Origin of the sequence: Kluyvera huaxiensis (genome assembly GCF_040149365.1) — a bacterium.
Lineage (GTDB): Bacteria > Pseudomonadota > Gammaproteobacteria > Enterobacterales > Enterobacteriaceae > Kluyvera > Kluyvera intermedia_A.
In genome coordinates this window covers 68,308-92,882 of the sequence record NZ_JBEFLV010000015.1, presented here as the reverse complement: position 1 = coordinate 92,882, position 24,575 = coordinate 68,308, and the positions used below count along the sequence as shown (strand labels likewise).

Genomic DNA, 24,575 nt, shown 5'->3' with positions numbered 1-24,575 from the left:
TTATAAAAGGAGGTTATCGGTATGGTAAAAATTTACACACTGACGCTCGCCCCTTCGCTCGACAGCGCCACTCAAACGCCACACATTTACCCAGAGGGCAAACTTCGCTGCACATCCCCGATCTTCGAACCCGGTGGTGGCGGAATTAACGTTGCCCGCGCAATCACTTTTCTCGGCGGTGAAGCCACGGCAATCTTTCCGGCTGGCGGTGCCACCGGCCAGCACCTGATAGACCTGCTACAGACGGAAAACGTCCCCGTCGAAAGCGTCGAAACGCAAGAGTGGACGCGTCAGAATCTTCATGTTCACGTTAATGCCAGCGGTGAGCAATATCGTTTTGTCATGCCTGGCGCAACGCTCAATCACGACGAACTACTGAGACTGCAGGAAAAAGTTTCGCAAATCCCAGCCGGTTCTTTGCTGGTTATCAGCGGCAGTCTCCCGCCGGGCGTTTCACTCGATGCGTTTGTCGCGCTGATAAAGGCCGCTCAACGGCAGGGGTTGCGCTGCATTATTGATAGCTCGGGTGATGCTTTAGCCGCCGCACTGGATATCGGCAATATCGAGTTAGTCAAACCCAACCAGAAAGAACTGAGTGCCCTGGTGCAGCGAGAGTTGATACAACCCGATGATGTACGTCTTGCCGCCCAGGAAATCATACGCAGTGGCAAAGCCCTGCGTGTCGTGGTCTCTTTGGGCGCGCAAGGAGCCCTGGCTGTCGATGCCAATAGCTGCGTGCAGGTCGTTCCGCCGCCAATTAAGAGCCAAAGTACCGTCGGCGCGGGTGATAGCATGGTGGGTGCGATGACCCTGAAACTGGCAGAAAATGTCTGTCTGAAAACCATGGTGCGTTATGGCGTCGCTGCAGGCAGCGCTGCCACGATTAATCAGGGAACGCGCCTGTGCTCGCGTGATAACACGCAAAAGATATTCGACTACCTGCAACAGCACTAAATGCTCAGTAAATCGGGCTCACGGGGCTACCCGTGAGTCGCGAAATGGCGGTAATCGACTATGCTAACAAAACTCGATTGTTAACAATGGAGTGCATCACGGTGGTTGATCCATCGTCGCGTAAGTGACCCACCCTACGTTCGTAGCAGAAACGGAATCATTTGGCCTGCGCTTTCAACACCTTTTTTATCCGTTGTGCGGTATAGCTCGAATTTTACCCTGTACTTATGCGCTAACCTTATGATATGGCAGAAAACATGGGGAGAGACATCATGTGGCAAGCGATCGGTAGCCTGTTAGGCGAGCAACTTGGAAGTGGCGAAATCGAACAGCGCAATGAACTGCCAGGCGGAGAAATCCATGCCGCATGGCATCTGAAGTATGCTGGGCGGGAGTTTTTCGTGAAATGCGATGAACGTGAATTACTGCCTATTTTTACTGCGGAGGCTGACCAGCTTGAGCTACTCTCCCGCAGTAAAACCGTGACCGTCCCGGAAGTCTTCGTCGTCGGTTCCGACCGCGACTACAGTTTCCTGGTCATGGAGTATCTGCCACCACGTCCGCTGGATGCGCATAACGCCTTTTTACTCGGACAGCAGCTTGCCCGTCTACATCAGTGGAGCGATCAGCCTCAGTTTGGCCTCGATTTCGATAACGATCTCTCCACCACACCACAGCCCAACGCTTGGCAGCGCCGCTGGTCGAACTTCTTCGCCGAGCAGCGTATCGGCTGGCAGCTTGAATTAGCCGCAGAAAAAGGAATGAAATTCGGAGATATTGACGCCATTGTTGAGCATATTCAGCAGCGACTGAGTGCACATCAACCGCAGCCTTCCCTGCTACATGGCGATCTATGGTCAAATAACTGTGCGCTGGGGCCAAATGGCCCATATCTGTTTGACCCTGCCTGTTATTGGGGCGATCGTGAGTGTGACCTGGCCATGCTGCCATTGCATCCGGATCAACCACCACAAATCTACGATGGCTACCAATCCGTTTCCCCGCTCCCTGCCGATTTCCTCGACCGCCAGCCGGTATATCAGTTGTATACCCTGATTAACCGAGCCATTCTGTTTGGCGGGCAACATCTGGTAGTGGCGCAAAAAGCATTGGATAACGTACTGGCTGCATAACGACAACGCCCCCTTTCGGGGGCGTTGTAATTAGTTCATCTGTACGCCTTTCAGGCGGAACTCAATATTCATAATCAACCCGGTACCCGGTTTGCCCGCTTCGTAACGCCATTTCCGCATCACGGTTTTGACATCGCGTTCAAACATGTTGGACGGTTGCGCTGACAGAATTTCAACATTATCAACGCGCCCATCGGCGGTTACATCAAATTTCACCCGCACCTTACCTTCAATGCGCAGCGCCTGTGCGCGCGTTGGATAACTAGGCTGCTGGCGATTCAGCGCCCGAGGCCCGGTAGGGGCATTCATCGACGGCGCGCTAGCTCCCGGCAGGTTATTCGCTACAGACCGTGCTGGCGGCGCTTCTTTATTCACCGTCGAGAGTGGACGCTGTTCAACCGGTTTCACTTCCGGCTTCGGCTGTTCAACTTTCACCGGCTTCGGTTTTGGTTTCGGCTTAGGCTTCGGTTTATGAATAACGACCGGCGCCTGCGGTACTTCAGGGATCGGTTCTGGATCTGGTTCCGGCTCAGGCTCGACCACTGGCTGCGGTTGAACCACAGCCTGAGGCGGTTCTAAATCAGCAGGAGCAACCATCGTGATGGTAATCGGCTGAGCGGGAGCCGGCAGTTCAATAACCTGATGTACCGAGGTATAAAGCAGACCAGCCACGACAGCACCGTGAATACCAACAGAGAGAAGCGTCGGCCATGGAAAGCGGCGAGGTAAATCAAGGGTCATTGCAGTCATAGTCGTTACAGTTGAAAAATGAGACCTCGATTTTAAATGCAAATAGCAATCATATTCAATAAGACATCTTATCTTCGGTCAACTTTCTCCCGTAGTTGACTAAAAAAACCGCGCAGGATCGCGACTTTTAACCACAACAAAACTTTGCATTGCAGTCATTAGCGCTTTCACTTAACGTGATCCGCAAATTATTTAAACAGGAGTTCCGCCCGTGCTTTACGTCATCTATGCCCAGGATATCGCCGACTCTCTTGAAAAACGGTTATCAGTACGCCCTGCCCATCTGGCACGATTGCAGTTATTACAGGATGAAGGACGGCTGCTTACCGCAGGTCCAATGCCTGCCGTCGACAGCAACGATCCCGGTGCTGCAGGTTTTAGTGGTTCAACGGTAATTGCGGAGTTTGAATCTCTGGAAGCCGCTCAATCCTGGGCGCAGGACGATCCGTATGTTGCGGCAGGCGTCTACCAGCAGGTTTGGGTTAAGCCATTTAAGAAAGTATTTTGATATACAAATATCGGAATACAAATCAATAAGATAATAAAGTTTACCGTTGACTTAAGAGCGCAAAAGGATAGGCCATATTTGCGCTCTTTGTAGTCGAATCTCAGCTGAAGTTAAAATTCTGATTGATCACGTGTAAATCATCGTGATGGAGCAACAATATATTATGGGAATTTGCCAGCGCTCTAGCTGAAGGTGTGTAAGTGTTATTCGTTACCACGGCGCCACGGTTCGCACGGTTTTTAGGTACGTACTCCACACCGACCCCATTGGAATGCACTGTAATCCTGCCAATTATAATGCTGATAAAAATAACTGCAATCAATGAGTTGCGTGGAATTCAGTGAAGCAAGCAGGAAGGAAGGTCTTTTGAGAAGTGTATTTGGGCATGCCCCTGACGCAACGCCAGCAAAAGAGACAGAGGGCACCATGAACGGTGCCCTTTTTTACCATCAGAGTTCGTAAATGGCGTAAAGCAGGCAATTGCGCTGCCGGCCGACAATGCACTTTCTGATGGAATGGATGCGCATGTTACGACGTGACTGAGATTCCAGCCAACGTGATTTACGACGGCTTGCTTGTCTCAGCATCCGCCAGCGCCCCACTTCGGGTCTACTACGCTTCATTTCTAACGCTCTTTCTAATAAAGACGGCTCATTATAGCCCCTTGCCAAATGCTGACCAGCGCTTTCTCGTCGCGTTTTTATTTGCCAGATGTCTCTCGATGCGTAAACTCTTAACAACTGGCTTTCAAAAGGATTTTCGAAATATGACAACCGTCTACACCGTAGTAAGTTGGATGGCTATTCTGGGGTACTGGTTGTTAATCGCCGGGGTAACATTACGTATTCTCATGAAGCGCCGTGCGGTGCCATCGGCAATGGCCTGGTTGCTTATCATTTATATCCTGCCGCTGGTCGGGATCATCGCCTATCTGTCTTTGGGCGAACTGCACCTTGGTAAACGTCGCGCCGAACGCGCTCGCGCCATGTGGCCCTCTACGGCGAAATGGCTCAACGACCTCAAAGCCTGTAAGCATATCTTTGCCGAAGATAACAGCCAGGTGGCGTCTTCGCTATTTAAACTCTGCGAGCGCCGCCAGGGTATTGCCGGTCTTAAAGGCAATCAGCTGCAGCTATTAACGGAAACCGACGACGTTATGCAGGCACTTATCCGTGATATCCAGCTCGCACGACATAATATCGAAATGGTTTTCTATATCTGGCAGCCCGGCGGCATGGCCGATCAGGTCGCGGAATCACTGATGGCTGCGGCGCGCCGCGGGGTTCATTGTCGCCTGATGTTAGATTCCGCTGGCAGCGTCGCTTTTTTCCGTAGCCCATGGGCTGCGATGATGCGTAATGCTGGGGTTGATGTCGTTGAAGCACTTAAGGTCAATCTAATGCGCGTATTTTTACGACGCATGGATTTACGTCAGCATCGCAAAATGATCATGATCGACAACTATATTGCCTATACCGGCAGTATGAATATGGTCGACCCACGCTTCTTTAAACAGGACTCCGGCGTCGGGCAATGGATCGATCTGATGGCACGTATGGAAGGACCAATCGCCACCGGTATGGGGATTGTTTATTCCTGTGACTGGGAAATTGAAACCGGCAAACGTATTTTACCGCCAACGCCGGATCTCAATATCATGCCGTTTGAGGAGGCCAGCGGCCATACCATTCAGACAATCGCTTCGGGCCCGGGCTTCCCGGAAGATTTAATCCATCAGGCGTTACTGACCGCAGCTTATTCCGCACGCGAATACCTGATAATGACCACCCCCTACTTCGTCCCCAGCGACGACCTGCTGCATGCCATCTGTACCGCAGCGCAGCGCGGTGTGGACGTCAGCATTATTATGCCGCGCAAGAATGATTCGGTGCTGGTCGGCTGGGCCAGCCGCGCATTCTTTACCGAACTACTGGCGGCCGGGGTCAAAATTTATCAGTTTGAAGGTGGTCTCCTGCATACCAAGAGTGTGCTGGTCGATGGGGAACTCAGCCTTGTTGGCACAGTGAATCTCGATATGCGCAGTCTGTGGCTCAATTTTGAGATAACGCTGGTCATCGACGACGCTGGATTTGGCGCCGATCTTGCAGCCGTTCAGGACGATTATATTTCACGCTCGCGCTTGTTAGATGCGCGGTTGTGGGTGAAACGTCCCTTCTGGCACCGTATTGCCGAGCGGCTGTTTTACTTCTTCAGCCCGTTGCTGTAAAACGTGCCCATCAGAACTTAACAGGTAGTCATTATGGATATGGATTTGAACAATCGCCTGACCGAAGATGAAACGCTCGAACAGGCCTACGACATTTTTCTCGAACTGGCTGGCGATAATCTCGACCCAGCGGATATCATTCTTTTCAACCTGCAGTTTGAAGAGCGCGGCGGTGCTGAACTGTTTGATCCGTCTGAAGACTGGAAAGAACACGTCGATTACGACCTTAACCCTGATTTCTTCGCAGAAGTCGTGATTGGCCTGGCCGAGACCGATGGCGGCGAATTAAACGATATTTTCGCACGCGTTCTGCTGTGTCGCGAAAAAGACCACAAACTCTGTCATATTCTCTGGCGTGAGTAAAAAATCAGGGCAGCGACGCTGCCCTTTTTTATATCCGTATTCATACCGTCTATAGCTTATTCGGCAAGGCGGTACCGCATGAATTACAGTAATGGGCCCGAGGCTCGTGGTCGCGCTGTTTACAATGTGGACAAACGCGCTCCTCGCGGCGCTTTTGGAACTCATTGGTCAACTGCGCGCTAATAATCCCGGTCGGAATCGCAATCACGGAATAGCCGATTAAGATAAGAACAGAGGCCACCATTCTACCTGCCGCCGTATGCGGCGTAATATCGCCATAGCCGACCGTCGTCACCGTCACAATCGCCCAATACACCGACGTGCTAAGAGTGGTAAAGCCGTTCACTGGCCCTTCAATGCCGTACATCAACGACCCAGCCACAATCATGACGATGCCAATGAAAGCGTAGAACAAAATCAACTGATGGCGAGAGTTGACGATAGCGCCCCATAAGCTATTCAGCGCCGGCATAAGCCGCAACAGCTTCAATATTCGCAGTACGCGAATGACGCGCATCGCACGCCAGGCGAAGAGATATTCCACGCCAATTTGGGGCCATAGCATGATCACGTAAAACGGCAGAATGGTCGCGAGGTCGATAAATCCCCAAAAGCTGAACACGTAGCGCGCGGGGTTAGGCCAGCAGAAAAGCCGCAGGAAATATTCGCCAGTGAAGACCAGCGTAAAGGCAATTTCCAACCACACAAAAGCATGCCATTCATCGTAGGTCAAATGGTAGGTCGTGCCGATACCCGACTCAATAAAGATGGCGATGACGCTTAATAAGGCGAATAAACCGCACACCGCTTCAAAGCGTCGGCTGGAATGAGTACGTTGATCGAACAGAAAATGGTAAAGACGATGGCGCAAAGCGCTAATAGCCACCACGTTGTAACCTCGTATAAAAAAGGGCTGGCAACTTGCCAGCCCTGACGATTATAACGGGTCAACCTTCAGACAGGAAACTGCGTGGCGGAAACTTCCCTCCAGAAGTGGACGGGTTTTCGCACATTCTGGCCCAGCCAACGGGCAGCGAGTACGGAACACGCAGCCTGACGGCGGGTTGATCGGTGAAGGCAGTTCCCCTTCCAGCAGCTGAATGGTTTTATTTTGCTCCAGATCCGGATCGGGAACCGGCACCGCAGACATCAACGCTTTGGTATAAGGGTGCAACGGGTTGTTGTACACCTCATCATAGGTGCCCAACTCAACCGCATGGCCCAAATACATCACCAGGACACGGTCGGAGATGTGCTTCACTACCGCCAGGTCATGGGCGATAAAGATCAGCGACAGCCCCATCTCACGCTGCAGCTGTTGCAGCAAGTTGACCACCTGAGCCTGAATCGAAACATCGAGCGCTGACACCGGCTCATCGCAGATAATTAGCTTCGGCTCAAGGATCAGCGCGCGGGCAATCCCGATACGCTGGCACTGGCCGCCGGAAAACTCATGCGGATATCGGTTGACCAGGTTTGGCAGCAACCCAACCTTCATCATCATGGTCTTCACTTTGTCGCGCACTTCTTCACGCGGCATTTTCGGATAATAGGTCCGCAACGGTTCGGCAATAATTTCGCCGATAGTCATGCGCGGGTTCAGCGATGCCAGCGGATCCTGGAAAATCATCTGAATATCGCTGCGTACATCGCGCCATTCACTCGGCTTCATCCCTAAAAGATCTTTGCCAAGCCAGGCTACTCTGCCGTCCGTCGCTTTCACCAGACCAATAATGGCACGGGCAAACGTCGACTTACCGCAGCCGGACTCGCCGACTACGCCCAGCGTTTCGCCTTCGTATAGACGAAGCGTGACGCCGTCTACCGCCCTCAGTGATTTTGGCGGCTGCCAGAACCACTGCTTGCCATCTTTAATTTCGAAATGGACCTTTAAGTCTGCAATCTCGAGCAGAACTTTTCTTTCGTCAGTTACGGCGCTCATACCAGTTCCCCCACGTTTCTATAGCAGGCGCGTAAGCGGCCTGGCGCAAACTCTTCCAGCGGCGGAGCGCTGTTGCATGACTCTATCGCATGCGGACAACGTGGCTGGAACGGGCAACCGGTCGGTAAACGCAACAGGTTTGGAGGATTGCCAGGAATGGTGAGCAGCGATTCACCTTCCGCATCAAGACGCGGGACCGCGTTGAGCAAGCCGATAGAGTATGGGTGAGCCGGATGATAGAATACATCGCGCGCCTTGCCGTATTCCATGGTCCGCCCGGCATACATCACCAGCACCTTGTCACAGATTCCGGCAACAACGCCAAGATCGTGGGTGATCATGATAATTGCGGTATTGAATTCGCGTTTCAGCTCATTCAACAGGGTCATAATTTGCGCCTGGACGGTCACATCCAATGCGGTGGTCGGTTCATCAGCAATTAGCAATTTTGGCCGGCACATCAAGGCTATTGCAATCATGACGCGCTGACGCATACCGCCGGAAAATTCATGCGGATACATTTTCATGCGCTTACGCGCTTCTGGCATTTTCACCGCATCCAGCATTTTGACCGACTCTTCAAACGCTTCGGCCTTGCCCATGCCTTTGTGCAGCATCAGCACTTCCATCAGCTGTTCACCCACCCGCATATACGGGTTCAGTGAGGTCATCGGGTCCTGGAAAATCATTGAAATCTGCTCGGCACGCAGCTTATTCAGCTCACGTTCAGGCAGGTTTAGAATTTCTTTACCGTTAAAAAGCGCCGACCCGCCAATCCGCCCATTACTGGCCAGCAGCCCCATCAAGGCAAATGCGGTTTGCGATTTACCCGAACCTGACTCACCGACGATCCCCAGCGTCTCACCCGCCCGCAGGCTAAAGTTGAGGTCGTTTACGGCAGTCACGTCGCCATCAGGCGTTTTAAAGGTGACGCGCAGATCTTTAACGTCCAGCAGTCGCTGTGACGCGGTTGCCGTTTCAATTATGCTCATGGCAACACTCCTTAACGGTCTTTCGGATCGAGGGCATCACGCAGGCCATCGCCGATAAAGTTAAAACAAAACAGCGTCACCACCAGGAACCCAGCCGGGAACAGCAACAGCCACGCCGACACTTCCATCGAGTTAGCCCCGTCGCTTAACAGCGCACCCCAGCTACTCAGCGGTTCCTGGGTACCCAGGCCTAAGAAGCTCAGGAAGGATTCAAACAGGATCATGCTTGGCACCAGCAGCGAGGCATAAACGACCACTACGCCCAGTACGTTCGGCACAATATGGCGCACGACGATGTTAAAGGTCGACACACCACCGACCTGCGCGGCTTCGATAAACTCTTTACGTTTCAGGCTAAGGGTCTGGCCGCGAACGATACGCGCCATATCCAGCCAGGAAACCATTCCGATAGCCACGAAAATCAGCAGGATGTTTTGACCAAAGAAAGTCACCAGCAGGATGACAAAGAACATGAATGGGAAGGAGTTGAGGATTTCCAGCAGTCGCATCATGACCGAGTCGACTTTACCGCCAAGATAACCTGATAACGAACCGTAAAGGGTCCCCACGATGACCGCTACCAGCGCAGCGGCAATCCCAACCATCAGAGAGATACGCCCACCAATTGCCACACGAACCAGCAGATCGCGACCTGAAGAGTCAGTACCAAAGTAGTGCCCAGACGCCAGGTCCGGCGCGTTGGACATCATGCCCCAGTCAGTGTCGTAATAGGAAAACTGCGACAGCATTGGCGCAAGGGTAACAAACAGCGCAATCAGCACCAGCACGACTAAACTGGCGACCGCCGCGCGGTTATGCATAAAACGCCGACGGGCGTCCTGCCACAGGCTGCGGCCTTCCACTTCCAGCTTCTCACTGAATTTTTCCAGTGCCTCGCTGTTTTTTTTACTTAATATCATGGCGAGCTCCAGCCTTAGTAACGGATTTTCGGGTCAATCACGGCGTAGAGGACATCCACCACCGCGTTAAACAGGATCGTCAATGCACCGACCAGAATGGTCAGGCTCAGCACCAGGGAGTAATCGCGGTTAAGCGCCCCGTTGACGAACAGCTGTCCAATACCCGGCAAGCCGTAGATCGTCTCAATGACCATCGAACCGGTAATAATACCGACGAAGGCAGGCCCCATATAAGAAAGCACCGGTAATAATGCAGGCTTTAACGCGTGACGGAAAATAATCCGTCGCATCGGCAGCCCTTTGGCACGCGCGGTACGAATAAAGTTGGAGTGGAGAACTTCAATCATTGACCCACGAGTGATACGCGCAATGCTGGCAATATAAGCCAGAGAGAGCGCCACCATCGGCAGGATCATGAACTTAAGCGCCCCACCATTCCAGCCACCGCCAGGTAGCCAGTGCAGCGTAATTGCGAAGATCATGACCAGGAGCGGCGCGACAACAAAGCTGGGTATCACCACGCCTGTCATTGCTATTCCCATGACGGCGTAATCCCATTTCGTATTTTGATTTAGCGCAGCAACAACGCCCGCACTAACGCCGAGAATTACCGCCAGGAAAAAGGCCGCAAAACCTAATTTCGCAGACACCGGGAAGCTTGAGGCAACCAGGTCATTCACGGAATAATCTTTGTATTTGAATGACGGTCCAAAATCGCCGTGTGCCAGTTGTTTCAGATAATTGAAATACTGGACGCCGATAGGATCGTTCAGGTGATATTTAGCTTCAATGTTCGCCATAACTTCAGGCGGTAGAGTACGCTCACCGGTAAATGGACTGCCCGGCGCAAGACGCATCATAAAGAATGAAATGGTAATAAGAATAAATAGTGTCGGAATCGCTTCCAGACAGCGACGTAATATAAATTTCAACATTGCCCGTACCTTCTGGCGTGTGCCTTTTACATGTCTTTATAAGCCTGGCTTACGCAGTCATGTGATAGTGCGATGGAATAAGACACAGTGAGGCGGCACACTGCCGCCTCACGGATTGCCATTAATGCTTAATGATGTACAGATCTTTGGTGTAGATATTGTCCATCGGATCTTTACCGGTGTAACCCCCAACCCATGGTTTCACCAGACGGGCGTTCACATAGTAATAAACCGGAACGATAGCGGAGTCTTTGCCCAGCTGCTGTTCAGCTTTGTCATACAGCGCAGAACGCTGTGCTTCGTCGGTTACTTTCAGCGTCTCTTTCATGATCGCATCAAACGCCGGGCTCTTATAGTGCGCGGTATTCATGGAGCTGTCGGACAGCATCGTGTTCAGGAAAGAAGTCGGTTCGTTGTAGTCAGCACACCAACCTGCACGTGCCACATCGTAAGTACCCTGATGACGGGTATCGAGGAAGGTTTTCCACTCCTGGTTCACCAGCTTCACATCCACGCCGAGATTTTTCTTCCAGATGGAGGCCGCGGCAATAGCCAGTTTTTTGTGCAGATCGGAGGTGTTGTACAGCAAGCTGAAGCTCAGCGGTTTATCGGCTGTGTAACCCGCTTCTGCCAGCAGTTTTTTCGCCTCAGCGTTACGCTGTTCTTGAGTCAGCTTGAACCAGTCTGGTTCAGTAAGCTTCGCACCGTCAGTATAAGGAGGGGTGTAACCGTAAGCCGGTAGATCGCCCTGAGCTTTAACTTTGTTGGTGATAATGTCGCGATCCAGACCCAGTTTCAGCGCAGTACGTACGCGCGCATCGTTGAACGGTGCTTTTTGGTTGTTAATTTCGTAATAGTAAGTACACAGATACGGGTCAACGTGAACTTCGGTCGGGATCTCTTTTTTCAGTTTCTGGAACAGTTCGATCGGCAGGTTATTATAGGTCATGTCGATCTCACCGCTACGATAACGGTTGACGTCCGTGACTTCAGAAGAGATTGGCAGATAGGTGATTTGGTCGATAACAGTATCTTTGTTATCCCAGTAGTTCGGGTTGCGCTCCATTACGATGCGCTCATTCACCACCCAGTCTTTCAGTTTGTAAGCACCGTTGGTAACGATATTGGCAGGCTGAGTCCATTTCTCACCGAATTTATCGATGGCGGTTTTGTTAACCGGGGACATCGCCGGGTTCACCAGCAGTTTGTAGAAATACGGCACCGGCTCGCTCAGAGTGACTTCCAGAGTATGGTCATCGATGGCTTTCACACCGAGATCGGTGGTCGGTTTTTTACCGTCGATGATTTCATCAACGTTCAGAATATGGCCATATTGCGGGTAGCTCGCATATGGGGACGCGGTTTTAGGGTCTACCAGGCGCTGCCAGCTATACACGAAATCTTGTGCCGTTACTGGCTCACCGTTGGACCACTTCGCGTCTTTGCGCAGATGGAAAGTCCACACTTTAAAATCTTTGTTATCCCAGCTTTCGGCAACGCCCGGGATTGGGTGACCATCTTTGGTCGAAGTGATCAGCAGGCCTTCAAACAGGTCACGGCTGACGTTAGCTTCCGGTACACCCTCAATTTTGTTCGGATCCAGCGACTGTGGCTCTGCGCCGTTGTTGCGGATCATGGTCTGCTTATCTGCCAGTTTAACGCCTGCAGGAACCTCTGCGGCCGCTGCACTTCCTGCGATAAGAGCAGCGAAAACGCCTGCTGCAATGAGGCTTTTTTTTGTGATGATGGACATTGTGTTGATACTCCGTTCATTATTATTACTGACGTTTGTCAGCCTGTTTAGTGCCCTTTCGGGTTCCTGTGCAGCGCAGGAGATTTTTGCGTCTGCCAGGTCATTTACTGCTTGCTATCACCGACTTTTTATTACGGCCGCTATTATGGCAACCTGACGTCGATTCATTTAAAGCCTCCCCCTGTCGGGAGACTTTTCTTATTCGGTTCATAACTGCTTACAACTAGAAACAGTTATCATTTACACAACTTTATCCTGCAAATAACTTAGGCCGGAAAGTACCAAATGACTCACACCGTCGCCAATATAATTTGCAAATTTGTTAACCAATTCTCTTTTGCTCAGCAATTCACAATCAGACCGACAGATTAGCAGCTCGATGATCATACCCTAAATCACTATTTATCAATTAGATATGTAAAAATCATCTGCGCTTACCCAGGTCAACCGGAAAATGTTTGTTTTTTGCACAAAAAATTAACAGTTGTTCATTTTTTAGCACATAACTCTGCATTGAAACTGAAATTACTAATATCATTTCAATTATCTAACAGCAAGCCCCAGAGTATCGTGTGAAAGAAATAACATTTACGCTGCGCATCGGGGAATCAATAAATTAGTGCATCAAATTGATATTTATTGATTTTTTTGAATCATTCGAATTGGTTATCTCTGCATAAAAACAGAGAAAGAGGGATAGGTTTTTCTGATATTAACGGCGCGCAAAAGGGTAAATCCCGTTGCGCGCCGCAGAGTAATTAACCAACCAGGCCTGGGAAGATAGATTTGATGCCGGTGACGATAAATTCGATCCCCAATGCCATCAATAAAAGCCCCATGATGCGGGTCACTACGTTAATCCCCGTCTGGCCTAGCATGCGCACCAGCCACGGGGAAATGCGGAATATCCCCCAACAGCACGCTGCAAACAGCGCAATAGACAGAGAAAAACCGAGTAAATAAGAGAAGGAGTGATATCGAGTTCCCCACACGATGGTCGAACTGATTGCCCCAGGCCCCGCCATCAGAGGTAAAGCCAGCGGTACTACGCCAAGGCTTTCGCGCACTGCGGTTTCTGATTGTTCCTGCTTATTCTGCTTATCCTCCCCCAACTTACCGCTGATCATCGACATCGCGATCGTCACCACCAGGATCCCGCCGGCAATACGGAAGGAATCAATGGAAATACCGAATAGTTGGAGAATGAAGTCACCGAGAAATAACGAGGTCAGCAGGATAATGGCGACTGAAAGGCTGGCGGTCATATTGGTTTTGTTTCGTACCGCCGCTGTCTGATAACTGGTCAGACTAATAAAGACGGGGATGAGCCCCACCGGGTTAACTAACGCAAAAAGCCCGATAAAGAACTTAAAGAAGATAGGAAAATCAAACAGCGTTTGAATCACAGGAACCCCGAAGAACCATTAAAAGTTGTAGTTGACGAACAACAAACCGCGAAATGCGCTGACAATACCCTTTTTATTAGCAGTGTTCATCTGAATTATCCATAAAAATGGGGGTAAAACAGAGTGTTATAGATTTGTGTAAACTATGCTAATGTCTCCATCACCGCTACTCACGATTGATTAACAGTTTCCGCGGTTTACTAAAAGCCCCCTGCTGAAAGGTGTCAGCTTAGCCTAAACTTGATTTAGATCACGTAAATCGTACTCAGAAGTGGGTAATCTGCTTACACCGAAAGGGATTCAGCCAGACAAATTAAGGCGTATCTCAGAAGGTTGGCTCCTTGGCTAAAAAGAAGCTCTTTTAGTAAATCAGTGAATCAGTTTGTGAATAACGCTTTGTTTTCTTAACTTTTTCCCCAGCTGCAGGTGATTTGTCTATACTGACTTGTCGAGCAGATGATTCACTAAAAAAGTTTAACATTATCAGGAGAGCATTATGGCTGTTACTAATGTCGCTGAACTTAACGCACTCGTAGAGCGCGTAAAAAAAGCCCAGCGTGAATATGCCAGTTTCACTCAAGAGCAAGTTGACAAAATCTTCCGCGCCGCCGCTCTGGCCGCTGCAGATGCTCGAATCCCTCTCGCAAAAATGGCCGTTGCCGAATCCGGCATGGGTATTGTTGAAGATAAAGTGATCAAAAACCACTTCGCTTCAGAATACATCTATAACGCCTATAAAGATGAAAAGACCTGTGGTGTTCTGTCTGAAGACGACACTTTCGGTACCATCACCATCGCTGAACCAATCGGCATCATCTGCGGTATCGTACCGACAACTAACCCGACTTCTACCGCTATCTTCAAATCGCTGATCAGCCTGAAGACGCGTAACGCCATTATCTTCTCCCCGCACCCACGTGCAAAAGATGCAACTAATAAAGCAGCGGATATCGTTCTGCAGGCAGCAATCGCTGCTGGCGCACCGAAAGATCTGATCGGCTGGATTGACCAACCGTCTGTTGAGCTGTCTAACGCTCTGATGCATCACCCAGATATTAACCTGATCCTCGCGACCGGTGGTCCAGGCATGGTTAAAGCAGCATACAGCTCCGGCAAACCAGCCATCGGCGTTGGCGCAGGTAACACCCCTGTTGTTATCGACGAAACCGCTGATATCAAGCGTGCTGTTGCCTCTGTACTGATGTCTAAAACTTTCGATAACGGCGTAATCTGTGCTTCCGAGCAGTCCGTTGTTGTTGTTGACTCCGTATACGACGCTGTTCGTGAACGTTTCGCAAGCCACGGCGGCTACATGCTGCAGGGTAAAGAACTGAAAGCCGTTCAGGACATCATCCTGAAAAATGGCGGTCTGAACGCGGCTATCGTTGGTCAGCCAGCGCATAAAATCGCTGAACTGGCAGGCTTCACCGTACCAGCAACCACCAAGATCCTGATTGGTGAAGTTAAGGTTGTTGACGAAAGCGAACCGTTTGCACACGAAAAACTGTCGCCAACGCTGGCAATGTATCGTGCGAAAAACTTTGAAGACGCTGTTGATAAAGCGGAAAAACTGGTTGCGATGGGCGGTATCGGTCATACCTCTTGCCTGTACACCGACCAGGACAACCAGCCAGAACGCGTTGCTTACTTCGGTCAGCTGATGAAAACCGCGCGTATCCTGATCAACACCCCTGCTTCTCAGGGTGGTATCGGCGACCTGTATAACTTCAAACTCGCACCTTCCCTGACTCTGGGTTGTGGTTCATGGGGTGGTAACTCCATCTCTGAAAACGTTGGTCCTAAGCACCTGATCAACAAAAAAACCGTTGCTAAGCGAGCTGAAAACATGTTGTGGCACAAACTTCCGAAATCTATCTACTTCCGTCGTGGCTCACTGCCAATCGCGCTGGATGAAGTGATTACCGATGGTCACAAACGTGCGCTGATCGTGACCGACCGCTTCCTGTTCAACAACGGCTACGCTGATCAGATCACTTCCGTGCTGAAAGCATCCGGCGTTGAAACTGAAGTGTTCTTCGAAGTTGAAGCTGACCCAACGCTGACTATCGTCCGTAAAGGTGCAGACCTGGCGAACTCCTTCAAACCAGACGTGATTATCGCGCTGGGCGGCGGTTCCCCAATGGATGCGGCCAAAATCATGTGGGTTATGTACGAGCACCCAGAAACCCACTTCGAAGAACTGGCGCTGCGCTTTATGGACATCCGTAAACGTATCTACAAGTTCCCGAAAATGGGCGTGAAAGCGAAAATGGTTGCTATCACCACCACTTCCGGTACCGGTTCTGAAGTGACTCCGTTTGCGGTTGTTACCGACGATGCAACTGGCCAGAAATACCCACTGGCTGACTACGCGCTGACTCCAGATATGGCGATTGTCGATGCCAACCTGGTTATGGACATGCCGAAGTCACTGTGTGCTTTCGGTGGTCTGGATGCGGTTACTCACGCCCTGGAAGCTTACGTTTCCGTACTGGCTTCTGAGTTCTCTGACGGTCAGGCTCTGCAAGCTCTGAAACTGCTGAAAGAAAACCTGCCAGCGTCCTACCATGAAGGTTCTAAGAACCCGGTAGCCCGCGAGCGTGTTCACAGTGCAGCGACCATCGCCGGTATCGCGTTTGCTAACGCCTTCCTGGGTGTATGTCACTCCATGGCACACAAACTGGGTTCTCAGTTCCACATTCCTCACGGTCTGGCGAACGCCCTGCTGATCAGCAACGTTATTCGCTATAACGCGAACGACAACCCAACTAAACAGACTGCGTTCAGCCAGTACGACCGCCCACAGGCTCGTCGTCGCTACGCTGAAATCGCTGACCATCTGGGTCTGTCTGCACCAGGCGACCGTACTGCAGCTAAGATTGAGAAACTGCTGGGCTGGTTGGACGAAATCAAAGCTGACCTGGGTATTCCTAAGTCTATCCGTGAAGCTGGCGTGCAGGAAGCTGACTTCCTGGCACATGTCGACAAACTGTCTGAAGACGCGTTTGATGACCAGTGTACCGGTGCGAACCCACGTTACCCGCTGATTGCTGAACTGAAACAAATTCTGCTGGATACTTTCTACGGTCGTGAATACGTCGAAGGTGCTGTAGAAGAGAAGAAAGAAGCAGCTCCAGCTAAAGCTGAGAAAAAAGCGAAGAAATAATTCGCCTCATCTCTGCTGAAAAGCAAGTTATCAAGCCCCATCTTTGATGGGGCTTTTTTTATGCGTCAAAACCAGAATAGCGATGTTGTTGATGGCAAAGCATCAGGGCTGCGTCCCTGCCCCTTATCATCGCCTGATAAGAGGCAGGAAACGCATCAGGAGACGATTAACGAGAACGGCAGGTATGACGATGTTTATCCTGGATGAGGGTCAAAGAGCCCTTCTCCAGCGCTTCTTTGTAGTGTTTACGGCAGACCGATACATAGCGCTCATTTCCACCGATAACCACCTGCTCACCTTCGTTATACGGCCGCCCTTCCTGATCGAGACGTAAAACCATGCTGGCCTTACGGCCGCAGAAACAGATTGTTTTTAATTCCACCAGCTTGTCTGACAGCGCCAATAAATACTGACTACCGCCGAATAGCTCGCCGCGGAAATCTGTTCTCAGTCCGTAACACAATACCGGGATATCCAGATTGTCGACCACGTCAGAAAGCGCGTAGACCTGCTCACGCGTCAGGAACTGGCATTCATCGACCAGTACGCAGTTAACCGGCTCACGCGCATTCTCGGCGTTAATTTCATCAAACAGATTACTGTCCTGATTAAACAGTTTCGCAGGTGAAGACAGGCCAATACGGGAGCTGACTTTACCCGCACCGAAGCGATCGTCTATTTCAGCGGTATAAACGATGGTGCGCATACCGCGCTCCTGGTAATTGTATGATGACTGCAGCAGGGCCGTAGACTTCCCAGCATTCATCGCTGAGTAGTAGAAATAAAGTTGTGCCATTGGCTGAAAATCCTAATCGATACGTTTTTTAAACGGCCGCAGTGTAACATATTTTGCCCTCTTGCTTCCTGCGTCATCCCGTCATTGTGTATGAACGCACACTCCGTTCGCCATACGCCCTTAAAGACGCAGGTTTCAGTGTTACCCATAATGAACAACACAGTATTCCCAACCACTTATATTGGTCCCTAATTACAATTAACATCATCATATGACTGAATTATCTAGTTTTTCCGCATGGGTAAACCATACAGCATCAGGATGTTGATATGATTAAATAGCTAGCATGATGAATAGTTGAAAATTTTAATGATTCCGACATAAAAAACGTGACCATTACCAAATTGTGTAGCGATATACTGGCCATTGTTATCTGTAAATTAAACAGTTTCCGGCTGAAATAACATCGTCATAACGCAGGTCTTAAACCTGCCTCTTCTTTAGCACACAGCGTATTGCGGCCTCAGACATTGAACCTTGTTATCAAATCACTGCAATTTACCCGTACAGGCAAGAAGGTAAATAGATAAGTGACGGTTAAGAAAATCGATACCACTGCCTCGCCAGGGGGCAAAGTGGTTGAGGAACGTAACGATTCAGAAGCTATAAAACGATACACAAAATGGACACCTGCAGGCTAATACATAAGGTTGATATTTATCCATACGGAGTATATTTATGCGCAAGCCCCCACCGGCATACCGCGCCTTATCCTGTTACCCCTGCTGCAATAACTCGCACCAGGTGTGTATAGTTGCGGACAATTTAACTTATAAATATTAATAACAGCACCAAATAACACGTTATTTTGAATTCCTTACATTCTTCCCTATTGCACAACTGATTTTATCGCTCTATTATTACAGCAACAAACCACCCCACAATATAAGTTTGAGAATACGACAATGAGCGAAGCACTTAAAATTTTGAACAACATCCGTACTCTTCGTGCGCAGGCAAGAGAATGCACCCTTGAAACGCTTGAAGAAATGCTGGAAAAATTAGAAGTTGTTGTTAACGAACGCCGCGAAGAAGATAACGCTGCTGCTGCAGAAATCGAAGAACGCACTCGTAAACTGCAACAATATCGCGAAATGCTGATTGCTGATGGTATTGATCCGAACGAACTGCTGAATAGCATGGCTGCTGCTAAAACTGGCACCAAAGCTAAACGCGCTGCTCGTCCAGCTAAATATAGCTACATTGATGAGAACGGCGAAACCAAAACCTGGACTGGCCAGGGCCGTACTCCAGCTGTAATCAAAAAAGCGATGGACGAACAGGGTAAATCCCTGGACGACTTCCTGATCAAGGATTAATCCTTACGCTTCGCGAAAAATCCCGCTTCGGCGGGATTTTTTATATCTGACAAATGCCATACCCTGATAACTTCCCCATCCCAAAAAGTACATTTCTTATCCATTAGCATTATTTAGATATAAAAAAACCGGGTTTCCCCGGTTTAAGTAGTCATCGCCAAATTACTTCGCGATACCCAGAGTATCCTGCAGCCAGGCTTTGAAATCTTCGCCCAGCGTATTGTGACGGATACCGTATTCAACAAACGCCTGCATATAACCCAGTTTATTACCGCAGTCATGGCTCTTGCCTTTCATGTGGTACGCTTCAACGGTTTCTTTTTCGATGAGCATATCGATGGCGTCGGTTAACTGGATTTCGTCACCTGCTCCCGGAGGCGTTTTCGCTAACAGAGGCCAAATTTCAGCGCTCAGTACGTAGCGGCCTACAACGGCGAGATTAGATGGCGCAACGTCGGCCTTAGGTTTCTCTACTACACCAACCATAGGTACGCTGTCGCCTGGGTTTAAGGTCGCCCCTTTGCAATCAACAACCCCATAGGCAGTCACGTCGGCAACCGGCTCCACCATAATCTGGCTAGCGCCCGTTTCGTTATATCGCGCCATCATATCGGCCAGGTTATCACGGCTCAGATCGGACTCATATTCATCCAGAATCACGTCTGGCAGAATCACCGCTACCGGTTCATCACCGACAACCGGATGCGCGCACAGCACCGCGTGTCCAAGCCCTTTAGCCAGCCCCTGACGGACCTGCATAATGGTGACGTGCGGCGGGCAGATAGACTGAACTTCTTCCAGAAGCTGACGTTTAACGCGCTTTTCCAGCATCGCTTCAAGTTCAAAGCTGGTATCAAAGTGGTTTTCGATCGAATTCTTAGAAGAATGGGTAACCAGCACAATTTCAGTGATACCAGCTGCAATACACTCGTTCACGACATACTGAATTAAAGGCTTATCCACCAGCGGCAACATTTCCTTAGGAATTGCTTTCGTCGCCGGTAACATCCTTGTCCCTAATCCCGCAACCGGGATTACAGCCTTTCTTACTTTCGAATTTAGGGCAGCCATTAAAATCTCCTGAACTGTTCAAACTTTGAACTTGCTCGTTAATTAAGTACGCATCGAGTATATCATTACAGCCTCATGAGGCTGGTCTGAAAAGGATACGTTGACCTCGAATTAAGATTTATACTCAAGACGTTGAGCTGAAGGAGGAGCGTTTCCCATTGTCCCAGATAGCTCGTTAAACATACCAACGATGATAACGGGTCTGGCCAACGCACCAGCACGCTGAAGCATGACGAGTATATCCACATCAATTTACAGATAGTATCACTCCGGCAGATAAGCCGTTAAAGCTATCCCTGTAAAAAAATGCGTTTGCTCATTCCGCAGACAACATTAAGCGTAAACGCCCACCATTTCCCCAAACCTGACACTGCCACGAAGTACAGCGCTGACTAATTTGGTTTAGATAAGCGTTTCCTAACGTACCGAGCGGCACGCCATTACTTATTTGAATTTGATGTTCGCCGGTATTTAATGTGCCGTTCAACCCGGCTGATACCAGAATCAGGTTTTTTAACCCGCTGTGATAATAACCCACCAGCAGCGGGAATTGCCCTGGAAGGTTGGCTTGCCGCAGCAGTTGATTAACCTGCTTTAACAGGCTCCCTAATTCTGGTAGTCGTTGCCCCTGATGAGAGAGCTGTTCTTGCAACAGGCCATTAAATAGTACACGCAATAATAACGCGGCTAATACCCCGTTATCACCTGCTCGTGTAACATCCAGACAATAAAAAGCCAAATCGTGTTCCGATAATGGCGCAATATCCAGAACCAATCCCGGTGCATCAACCGCCATGAGCTGGCGATAATTTATCCGGCAGTGCGATATTTTTTGCTGCACCGGCGGCTGTAACTCTTGTAACAATTTTGCCGCCGCCGTTGGATTGTTAACCAGCGCATCCCAATCTTCAAATAACCGCTCTTCTTCTTCTACGCGGGAATTAAACATATTGGGATAGAGGCAGGCCAACACGGTTTCCCGCAAGCGATTCAGATCTTTGACCGGTTTTAATAATACATCCTGAACCCCAAGGCGCAGCGCTTTGGCAATATCAGCCATATTTTCAGTGGCAGAGATGATAAGGATCGGCAAGGTATCACCGGCATTACGCAGATGCTCGACCAGCTGTAGGCCATTCATCCGCGGCATCGCAAGGTCACAAATCATCAGATCGGGTTTTTGATTCGCCATCTGCGTTAATGCATCGACACCGTCCTGCGCCAGGAGAGTGCTCGCGCCAAGCGACGAAAGCCATGAATCCATAAGTGAGCGGAAAACGGGCTCGTCTTCGACAATCAAAATCTGTTTTCCCGCCAACGGCTGCGTCATGATGTCTCCCCTGCCTGACGATAAGTAAATAGTGGCATGCTATTGTGATTATCGCCTTTCAGAATTTGCTGAAGTAGTCGAAAAAAATACCTTAAGTGGAACTTTGCACCAAAGGCAAAAGCTCATCTGTCTTTTTTTCAACCGCTTGTTGACCAGCGGCGATTGCAGACGAGGCTCGATGAAAATCTAGCGTCGAGATCTGGGGACAAAACGGTTGTAAGAGGATATCCGGCGGATCGCCAGCCATACGGTTACGCTTAAGCCGATTTTCAAGCACCTGGATCGAGGTGGTCATAATCTCCATCGCCGTCGGCGCAACGACCGAGCGACGGGCAGCTACTCGCCCCAGGCGGGAACGCAGACGCTCATGCCATGATAGCTCATCCTCCGAGCCATTTATCTCGCTATCAGGCTGAATATTGACGGACAGGAGATCCTGCTGCATAAGATGTGCGTCATGTTGCAAATCGACAGCAATCACAATGTCAGCACCCAGCGCACGTGTTAACGAGACCGGTACCGGGTTTACCACCGCGCCATCCACCAACCAGTAACCGTTGTGCTGAACCGGCGCCATCAGGCCTGGAATACTACACGATGCCCGCACGGCCATATGCAGATCGCCTTCGGTAAACCACAGCTCGCGCCCGGTACTGAGATTAGTCGCTACCGCAGCAAAACGACGCTCGCAGTGTTCAATCATCTCGGTGGGCATAATTTGTCGATAGTGATTAAACACGCGCTCGCCGCGCAGCAGCCCTCCCCGGCGCCAGGAAAGATCCATTAACCGCAGGACATCCCAATAGCCAAAGGAGCAAACCCATTTTTCCAGTGCAGGAAGACGATTGCTGGCGTAGGCAGCACCTACCAGTGAACCGATAGAACACCCAGCGACGATATCAATCTCAATGCCCATCTTTTGTAGCGCTTTAATGACGCCAATATGCGACCAGCCTCGCGCTGCCCCTGAACCTAACGCCAGGCCAATTTTGATTTTTCTCATTATTCCCGGTGAACTTCCTCTTGCTTCTGGCGTGGCATCATTGCCATCGCTCGGTTAACATAGTGCTATCAGGCGTGTTTACGCCATTACTCTGTCGATTCAGGGAGACATCTTTGTCTGAACTTTGCCCATGTGGCAGCGCTCTCGAGTATAGCTTATGTTGCCAGCGTTATCTGTCCGGTAACGAACGTGCTCCAGACCCGTCACAGCTTATGCGTTCCCGCTATTGCGCCTTCGTCATGAAAGATGCAGATTATCTGATTGGAACCTGGCACCCATCCTGTCAGGCCGAAACTTTTCGTGCCGACATTCAGAAAAATTTCGCTCATACCGAGTGGCTAGGACTGACCGTTTTTGCCACCGAGGAGAGTCGTAACCCCGGTGAAGGCTTTGTCAGTTTTGTCGCCCGTTTTAGTGAAAATAACAAGAACGGTGCCATCATTGAACGTTCACGATTCTTACAAGAAAACGGGCAATGGTACTATATAGACGGTACACGGCCAGTCATTGGTAGAAACGATCCCTGCCCATGCGGTTCAGGTAAGAAATTTAAAAAATGCTGCGGGCAATAGACCCGATAACAGCTTCGCAAACATCATCAACAGGATTTACCCGGCAATGCACTCGATTCAAAGAAAAATTCTGCGCACCATCTGCCCTGACCAGAAAGGCCTGATCGCGCGTATCACCAACATCTGCTACAAGCACGAACTCAATATCGTGCAGAACAACGAATTTGTCGATCACCGTACCGGGCGCTTCTTTATGCGTACCGAGCTGGAAGGGATCTTCAATGACACCACTCTACTCGCAGATTTAGACAGCGCGCTACCGGAAGGTTCCGTGCGTGAACTGACCCCGGCAGGACGTCGTCGCATCGTTATTCTGGTGACTAAAGAGGCCCACTGTCTGGGCGACCTGCTGATGAAGGCCAACTATGGCGGACTGGACGTTGAGATTGCCGCAGTTATCGGCAACCATGAAACTCTGCGCTCGCTGGTTGAACGTTTTGACATTCCTTTCCAACTGGTCAGCCACGAAGGTCTGGCCCGTGAGGAGCACGATAAGCTGATGGCAGATGCCATCGACGCGCATCAGCCGGATTATGTCGTACTGGCGAAATACATGCGCGTCCTTACGCCGGAATTTGTCGGCCGTTTCCCGAATAAGATTATCAACATTCACCACTCATTCCTGCCAGCCTTTATCGGTGCACGTCCGTATCACCAGGCCTATGAACGCGGCGTGAAGATTGTGGGCGCAACCGCGCACTACGTGAACGATAATCTGGATGAAGGCCCAATCATCATGCAGGACGTCATTCACGTCGATCACACCTACACGGCGGAAGATATGATGCGTGCCGGTCGTGACGTTGAGAAAAACGTGCTGAGCCGCGCGCTTTACCAGGTATTAGCCCAGCGCGTGTTCGTTTACGGCAATCGGACGATTATTCTTTAATCGCTAGCGAAATGAATTGATTAGCTTTAATCCGTTACGGATGAAAAGTACGCAAACAGTTCATTTTCGATAAAGGAATACTTTACAGCGGCGCGTCATTTGATATGATTCGCCCCGCTTCCCGAGTAAGGAAGCAGGCCAGTAAGACCTAGCATTACCCCGTGGTGGGGTTCCCGAGCGGCCAAAGGGAGCAGACTGTAAATCTGCCGTCATCGACTTCGAAGGTTCGAATCCTTCCCCCACCACCATCTCTAAGCTTCATCACAATTTGAATTACCCCTGGTGGGGTTCCCGAGCGGCCAAAGGGAGCAGACTGTAAATCTGCCGTCATCGACTTCGAAGGTTCGAATCCTTCCCCCACCACCATCATCTCCAGAAAACACATCATTTCAATCAATACGCATTATCTCATATTCTGCCCATGCGGGAAGGATGAGAAGCTTCGACCAAGGTTCGATTCGAGCGTAGCGAGAAAGCGTTGCCGCAGGCAACGACCCGAAGGGCGAAGCGCGCAGCGCTGAGTCATCCTTCCCCCACCACCATCAC

23 protein-coding genes, 2 tRNA genes and 1 other RNA gene are annotated in these 24,575 nt (G+C 50.2%); 12 read left to right on the top strand and 14 right to left on the bottom strand.

What is annotated here, in order from left to right:
* The first annotated feature begins 21 nt into the window (after nucleotides 1-21).
* Together pfkB and ABOC97_RS16005 are read left to right on the top strand one after the other, a co-directional pair.
* On the top strand, nucleotides 22-954 hold the full coding sequence (pfkB, locus tag ABOC97_RS16010; protein ID WP_349599573.1) for a 6-phosphofructokinase II: 933 nt from the start codon (nucleotides 22-24) through the stop codon (nucleotides 952-954).
* 272 nt (nucleotides 955-1,226) lie between these two features.
* Entirely contained in the window at nucleotides 1,227-2,087 is an 861-nt protein-coding gene (locus ABOC97_RS16005) for a fructosamine kinase family protein (RefSeq protein ID WP_234507391.1), read from the top strand.
* A gap of 30 nt (nucleotides 2,088-2,117) precedes the next feature.
* On the opposite strand, the gene tonB is transcribed toward ABOC97_RS16005, so the two are convergent.
* Complete coding sequence (gene tonB, locus ABOC97_RS16000; protein ID WP_349599645.1) at nucleotides 2,118-2,828, bottom strand: TonB system transport protein TonB; 711 nt, start codon at nucleotides 2,826-2,828, stop codon at nucleotides 2,118-2,120.
* Between the two features lie 220 nt (nucleotides 2,829-3,048).
* Here tonB and ABOC97_RS15995 point away from each other — a divergent pair, with 220 nt between their 5' ends.
* Nucleotides 3,049-3,345, top strand: a complete 297-nt coding sequence (locus ABOC97_RS15995) for a YciI family protein (protein WP_349599570.1) — start codon at nucleotides 3,049-3,051, stop codon at nucleotides 3,343-3,345.
* 100 nt (nucleotides 3,346-3,445) lie between these two features.
* On the opposite strand, the gene ABOC97_RS24060 is transcribed toward ABOC97_RS15995, so the two are convergent.
* Both ABOC97_RS24060 and ABOC97_RS15990 read right to left on the bottom strand, forming a co-directional pair.
* A complete protein-coding gene (locus tag ABOC97_RS24060) occupies nucleotides 3,446-3,601 on the bottom strand; it encodes a restriction endonuclease (protein WP_416011992.1) in 156 nt (51 codons plus the stop codon).
* Nucleotides 3,602-3,794: 193 nt separating this feature from the next.
* The gene (locus tag ABOC97_RS15990) at nucleotides 3,795-3,968 is read right to left on the bottom strand and encodes a YciY family protein (RefSeq protein WP_234508876.1); all 174 of its coding nucleotides are present in this window, start codon (nucleotides 3,966-3,968) and stop codon (nucleotides 3,795-3,797) included.
* 143 nt (nucleotides 3,969-4,111) lie between these two features.
* Here ABOC97_RS15990 and cls point away from each other — a divergent pair, with 143 nt between their 5' ends.
* Entirely contained in the window at nucleotides 4,112-5,572 is a 1,461-nt protein-coding gene (gene cls / locus ABOC97_RS15985) for a cardiolipin synthase (protein ID WP_349599567.1), read from the top strand.
* A gap of 33 nt (nucleotides 5,573-5,605) precedes the next feature.
* On the top strand, nucleotides 5,606-5,935 hold the full coding sequence (locus ABOC97_RS15980; RefSeq protein ID WP_052284415.1) for an HI1450 family dsDNA-mimic protein: 330 nt from the start codon (nucleotides 5,606-5,608) through the stop codon (nucleotides 5,933-5,935).
* A 49-nt stretch (nucleotides 5,936-5,984) separates the two neighbouring features.
* Here the strand turns inward: ABOC97_RS15980 and ABOC97_RS15975 are convergent, their stop codons facing one another.
* The 7 genes from ABOC97_RS15975 to ABOC97_RS15945 form a co-directional block, all read right to left on the bottom strand.
* Nucleotides 5,985-6,815, bottom strand: a complete 831-nt coding sequence (locus ABOC97_RS15975) for an ion transporter (RefSeq protein ID WP_416012516.1) — start codon at nucleotides 6,813-6,815, stop codon at nucleotides 5,985-5,987.
* 57 nt (nucleotides 6,816-6,872) lie between these two features.
* Entirely contained in the window at nucleotides 6,873-7,877 is a 1,005-nt protein-coding gene (gene oppF, locus ABOC97_RS15970; RefSeq protein ID WP_234508872.1) for a murein tripeptide/oligopeptide ABC transporter ATP binding protein OppF, read from the bottom strand.
* Nucleotides 7,874-8,869, bottom strand: coding sequence for an ABC transporter ATP-binding protein (gene oppD / locus ABOC97_RS15965; protein WP_234508871.1), 996 nt, complete (start codon nucleotides 8,867-8,869; stop codon nucleotides 7,874-7,876). Before oppD ends, oppF begins: the two co-directional genes overlap by 4 nt.
* Nucleotides 8,870-8,880: 11 nt before the next feature.
* Nucleotides 8,881-9,789 (bottom strand): oligopeptide ABC transporter permease OppC, encoded by a 909-nt coding sequence (oppC, locus tag ABOC97_RS15960; protein ID WP_234508870.1) that lies wholly within the window; start codon nucleotides 9,787-9,789, stop codon nucleotides 8,881-8,883.
* 14 nt (nucleotides 9,790-9,803) lie between these two features.
* Complete coding sequence (gene oppB, locus ABOC97_RS15955; RefSeq protein WP_349599560.1) at nucleotides 9,804-10,724, bottom strand: oligopeptide ABC transporter permease OppB; 921 nt, start codon at nucleotides 10,722-10,724, stop codon at nucleotides 9,804-9,806.
* 121 nt (nucleotides 10,725-10,845) lie between these two features.
* On the bottom strand, nucleotides 10,846-12,477 hold the full coding sequence (oppA, locus tag ABOC97_RS15950) for an oligopeptide ABC transporter substrate-binding protein OppA (protein WP_234508868.1): 1,632 nt from the start codon (nucleotides 12,475-12,477) through the stop codon (nucleotides 10,846-10,848).
* Nucleotides 12,478-13,235: 758 nt separating this feature from the next.
* Nucleotides 13,236-13,883: a YchE family NAAT transporter gene (locus ABOC97_RS15945; RefSeq protein ID WP_349599557.1), complete on the bottom strand. Its 648-nt coding sequence runs from the start codon at nucleotides 13,881-13,883 to the stop codon at nucleotides 13,236-13,238.
* A 496-nt stretch (nucleotides 13,884-14,379) separates the two neighbouring features.
* Between ABOC97_RS15945 and adhE the strand changes: the two genes are divergently transcribed.
* Nucleotides 14,380-17,049, top strand: coding sequence for a bifunctional acetaldehyde-CoA/alcohol dehydrogenase (adhE, locus tag ABOC97_RS15940; protein WP_349599554.1), 2,670 nt, complete (start codon nucleotides 14,380-14,382; stop codon nucleotides 17,047-17,049).
* A 166-nt stretch (nucleotides 17,050-17,215) separates the two neighbouring features.
* Here the strand turns inward: adhE and tdk are convergent, their stop codons facing one another.
* Complete coding sequence (gene tdk / locus ABOC97_RS15935) at nucleotides 17,216-17,845, bottom strand: thymidine kinase (RefSeq protein ID WP_234508865.1); 630 nt, start codon at nucleotides 17,843-17,845, stop codon at nucleotides 17,216-17,218.
* A 905-nt stretch (nucleotides 17,846-18,750) separates the two neighbouring features.
* Between tdk and hns the strand changes: the two genes are divergently transcribed.
* Nucleotides 18,751-19,164, top strand: coding sequence for a histone-like nucleoid-structuring protein H-NS (hns, locus tag ABOC97_RS15930; protein WP_234508864.1), 414 nt, complete (start codon nucleotides 18,751-18,753; stop codon nucleotides 19,162-19,164).
* Between the two features lie 162 nt (nucleotides 19,165-19,326).
* Here hns and galU read toward each other — a convergent pair whose 3' ends face one another.
* The 3 genes from galU to rssA form a co-directional block, all read right to left on the bottom strand.
* Nucleotides 19,327-20,235, bottom strand: coding sequence for a UTP--glucose-1-phosphate uridylyltransferase GalU (galU, locus tag ABOC97_RS15925; RefSeq protein WP_234508863.1), 909 nt, complete (start codon nucleotides 20,233-20,235; stop codon nucleotides 19,327-19,329).
* A gap of 316 nt (nucleotides 20,236-20,551) precedes the next feature.
* Entirely contained in the window at nucleotides 20,552-21,565 is a 1,014-nt protein-coding gene (rssB, locus tag ABOC97_RS15920) for a two-component system response regulator RssB (protein WP_234508862.1), read from the bottom strand.
* 91 nt (nucleotides 21,566-21,656) lie between these two features.
* Nucleotides 21,657-22,568 (bottom strand): patatin-like phospholipase RssA, encoded by a 912-nt coding sequence (gene rssA / locus ABOC97_RS15915; RefSeq protein WP_234508861.1) that lies wholly within the window; start codon nucleotides 22,566-22,568, stop codon nucleotides 21,657-21,659.
* Between the two features lie 113 nt (nucleotides 22,569-22,681).
* On the opposite strand from rssA, the gene ABOC97_RS15910 reads away from it, so the two are divergent.
* The 5 genes from ABOC97_RS15910 (at nucleotide 22,682) to ABOC97_RS15890 (ending at nucleotide 24,571) form a co-directional block, all read left to right on the top strand.
* Nucleotides 22,682-23,140: a YchJ family protein gene (locus tag ABOC97_RS15910; protein ID WP_349599547.1), complete on the top strand. Its 459-nt coding sequence runs from the start codon at nucleotides 22,682-22,684 to the stop codon at nucleotides 23,138-23,140.
* 46 nt (nucleotides 23,141-23,186) lie between these two features.
* Complete coding sequence (purU, locus tag ABOC97_RS15905; protein ID WP_234508859.1) at nucleotides 23,187-24,029, top strand: formyltetrahydrofolate deformylase; 843 nt, start codon at nucleotides 23,187-23,189, stop codon at nucleotides 24,027-24,029.
* A gap of 163 nt (nucleotides 24,030-24,192) precedes the next feature.
* Nucleotides 24,193-24,277, top strand: a tRNA-Tyr gene (locus ABOC97_RS15900).
* Between the two features lie 33 nt (nucleotides 24,278-24,310).
* Nucleotides 24,311-24,395, top strand: a tRNA-Tyr gene (locus ABOC97_RS15895).
* Between the two features lie 45 nt (nucleotides 24,396-24,440).
* Nucleotides 24,441-24,571, top strand: a non-coding RNA gene (locus ABOC97_RS15890) — RtT sRNA.
* Nucleotides 24,572-24,575: the final 4 nt, after the last annotated feature.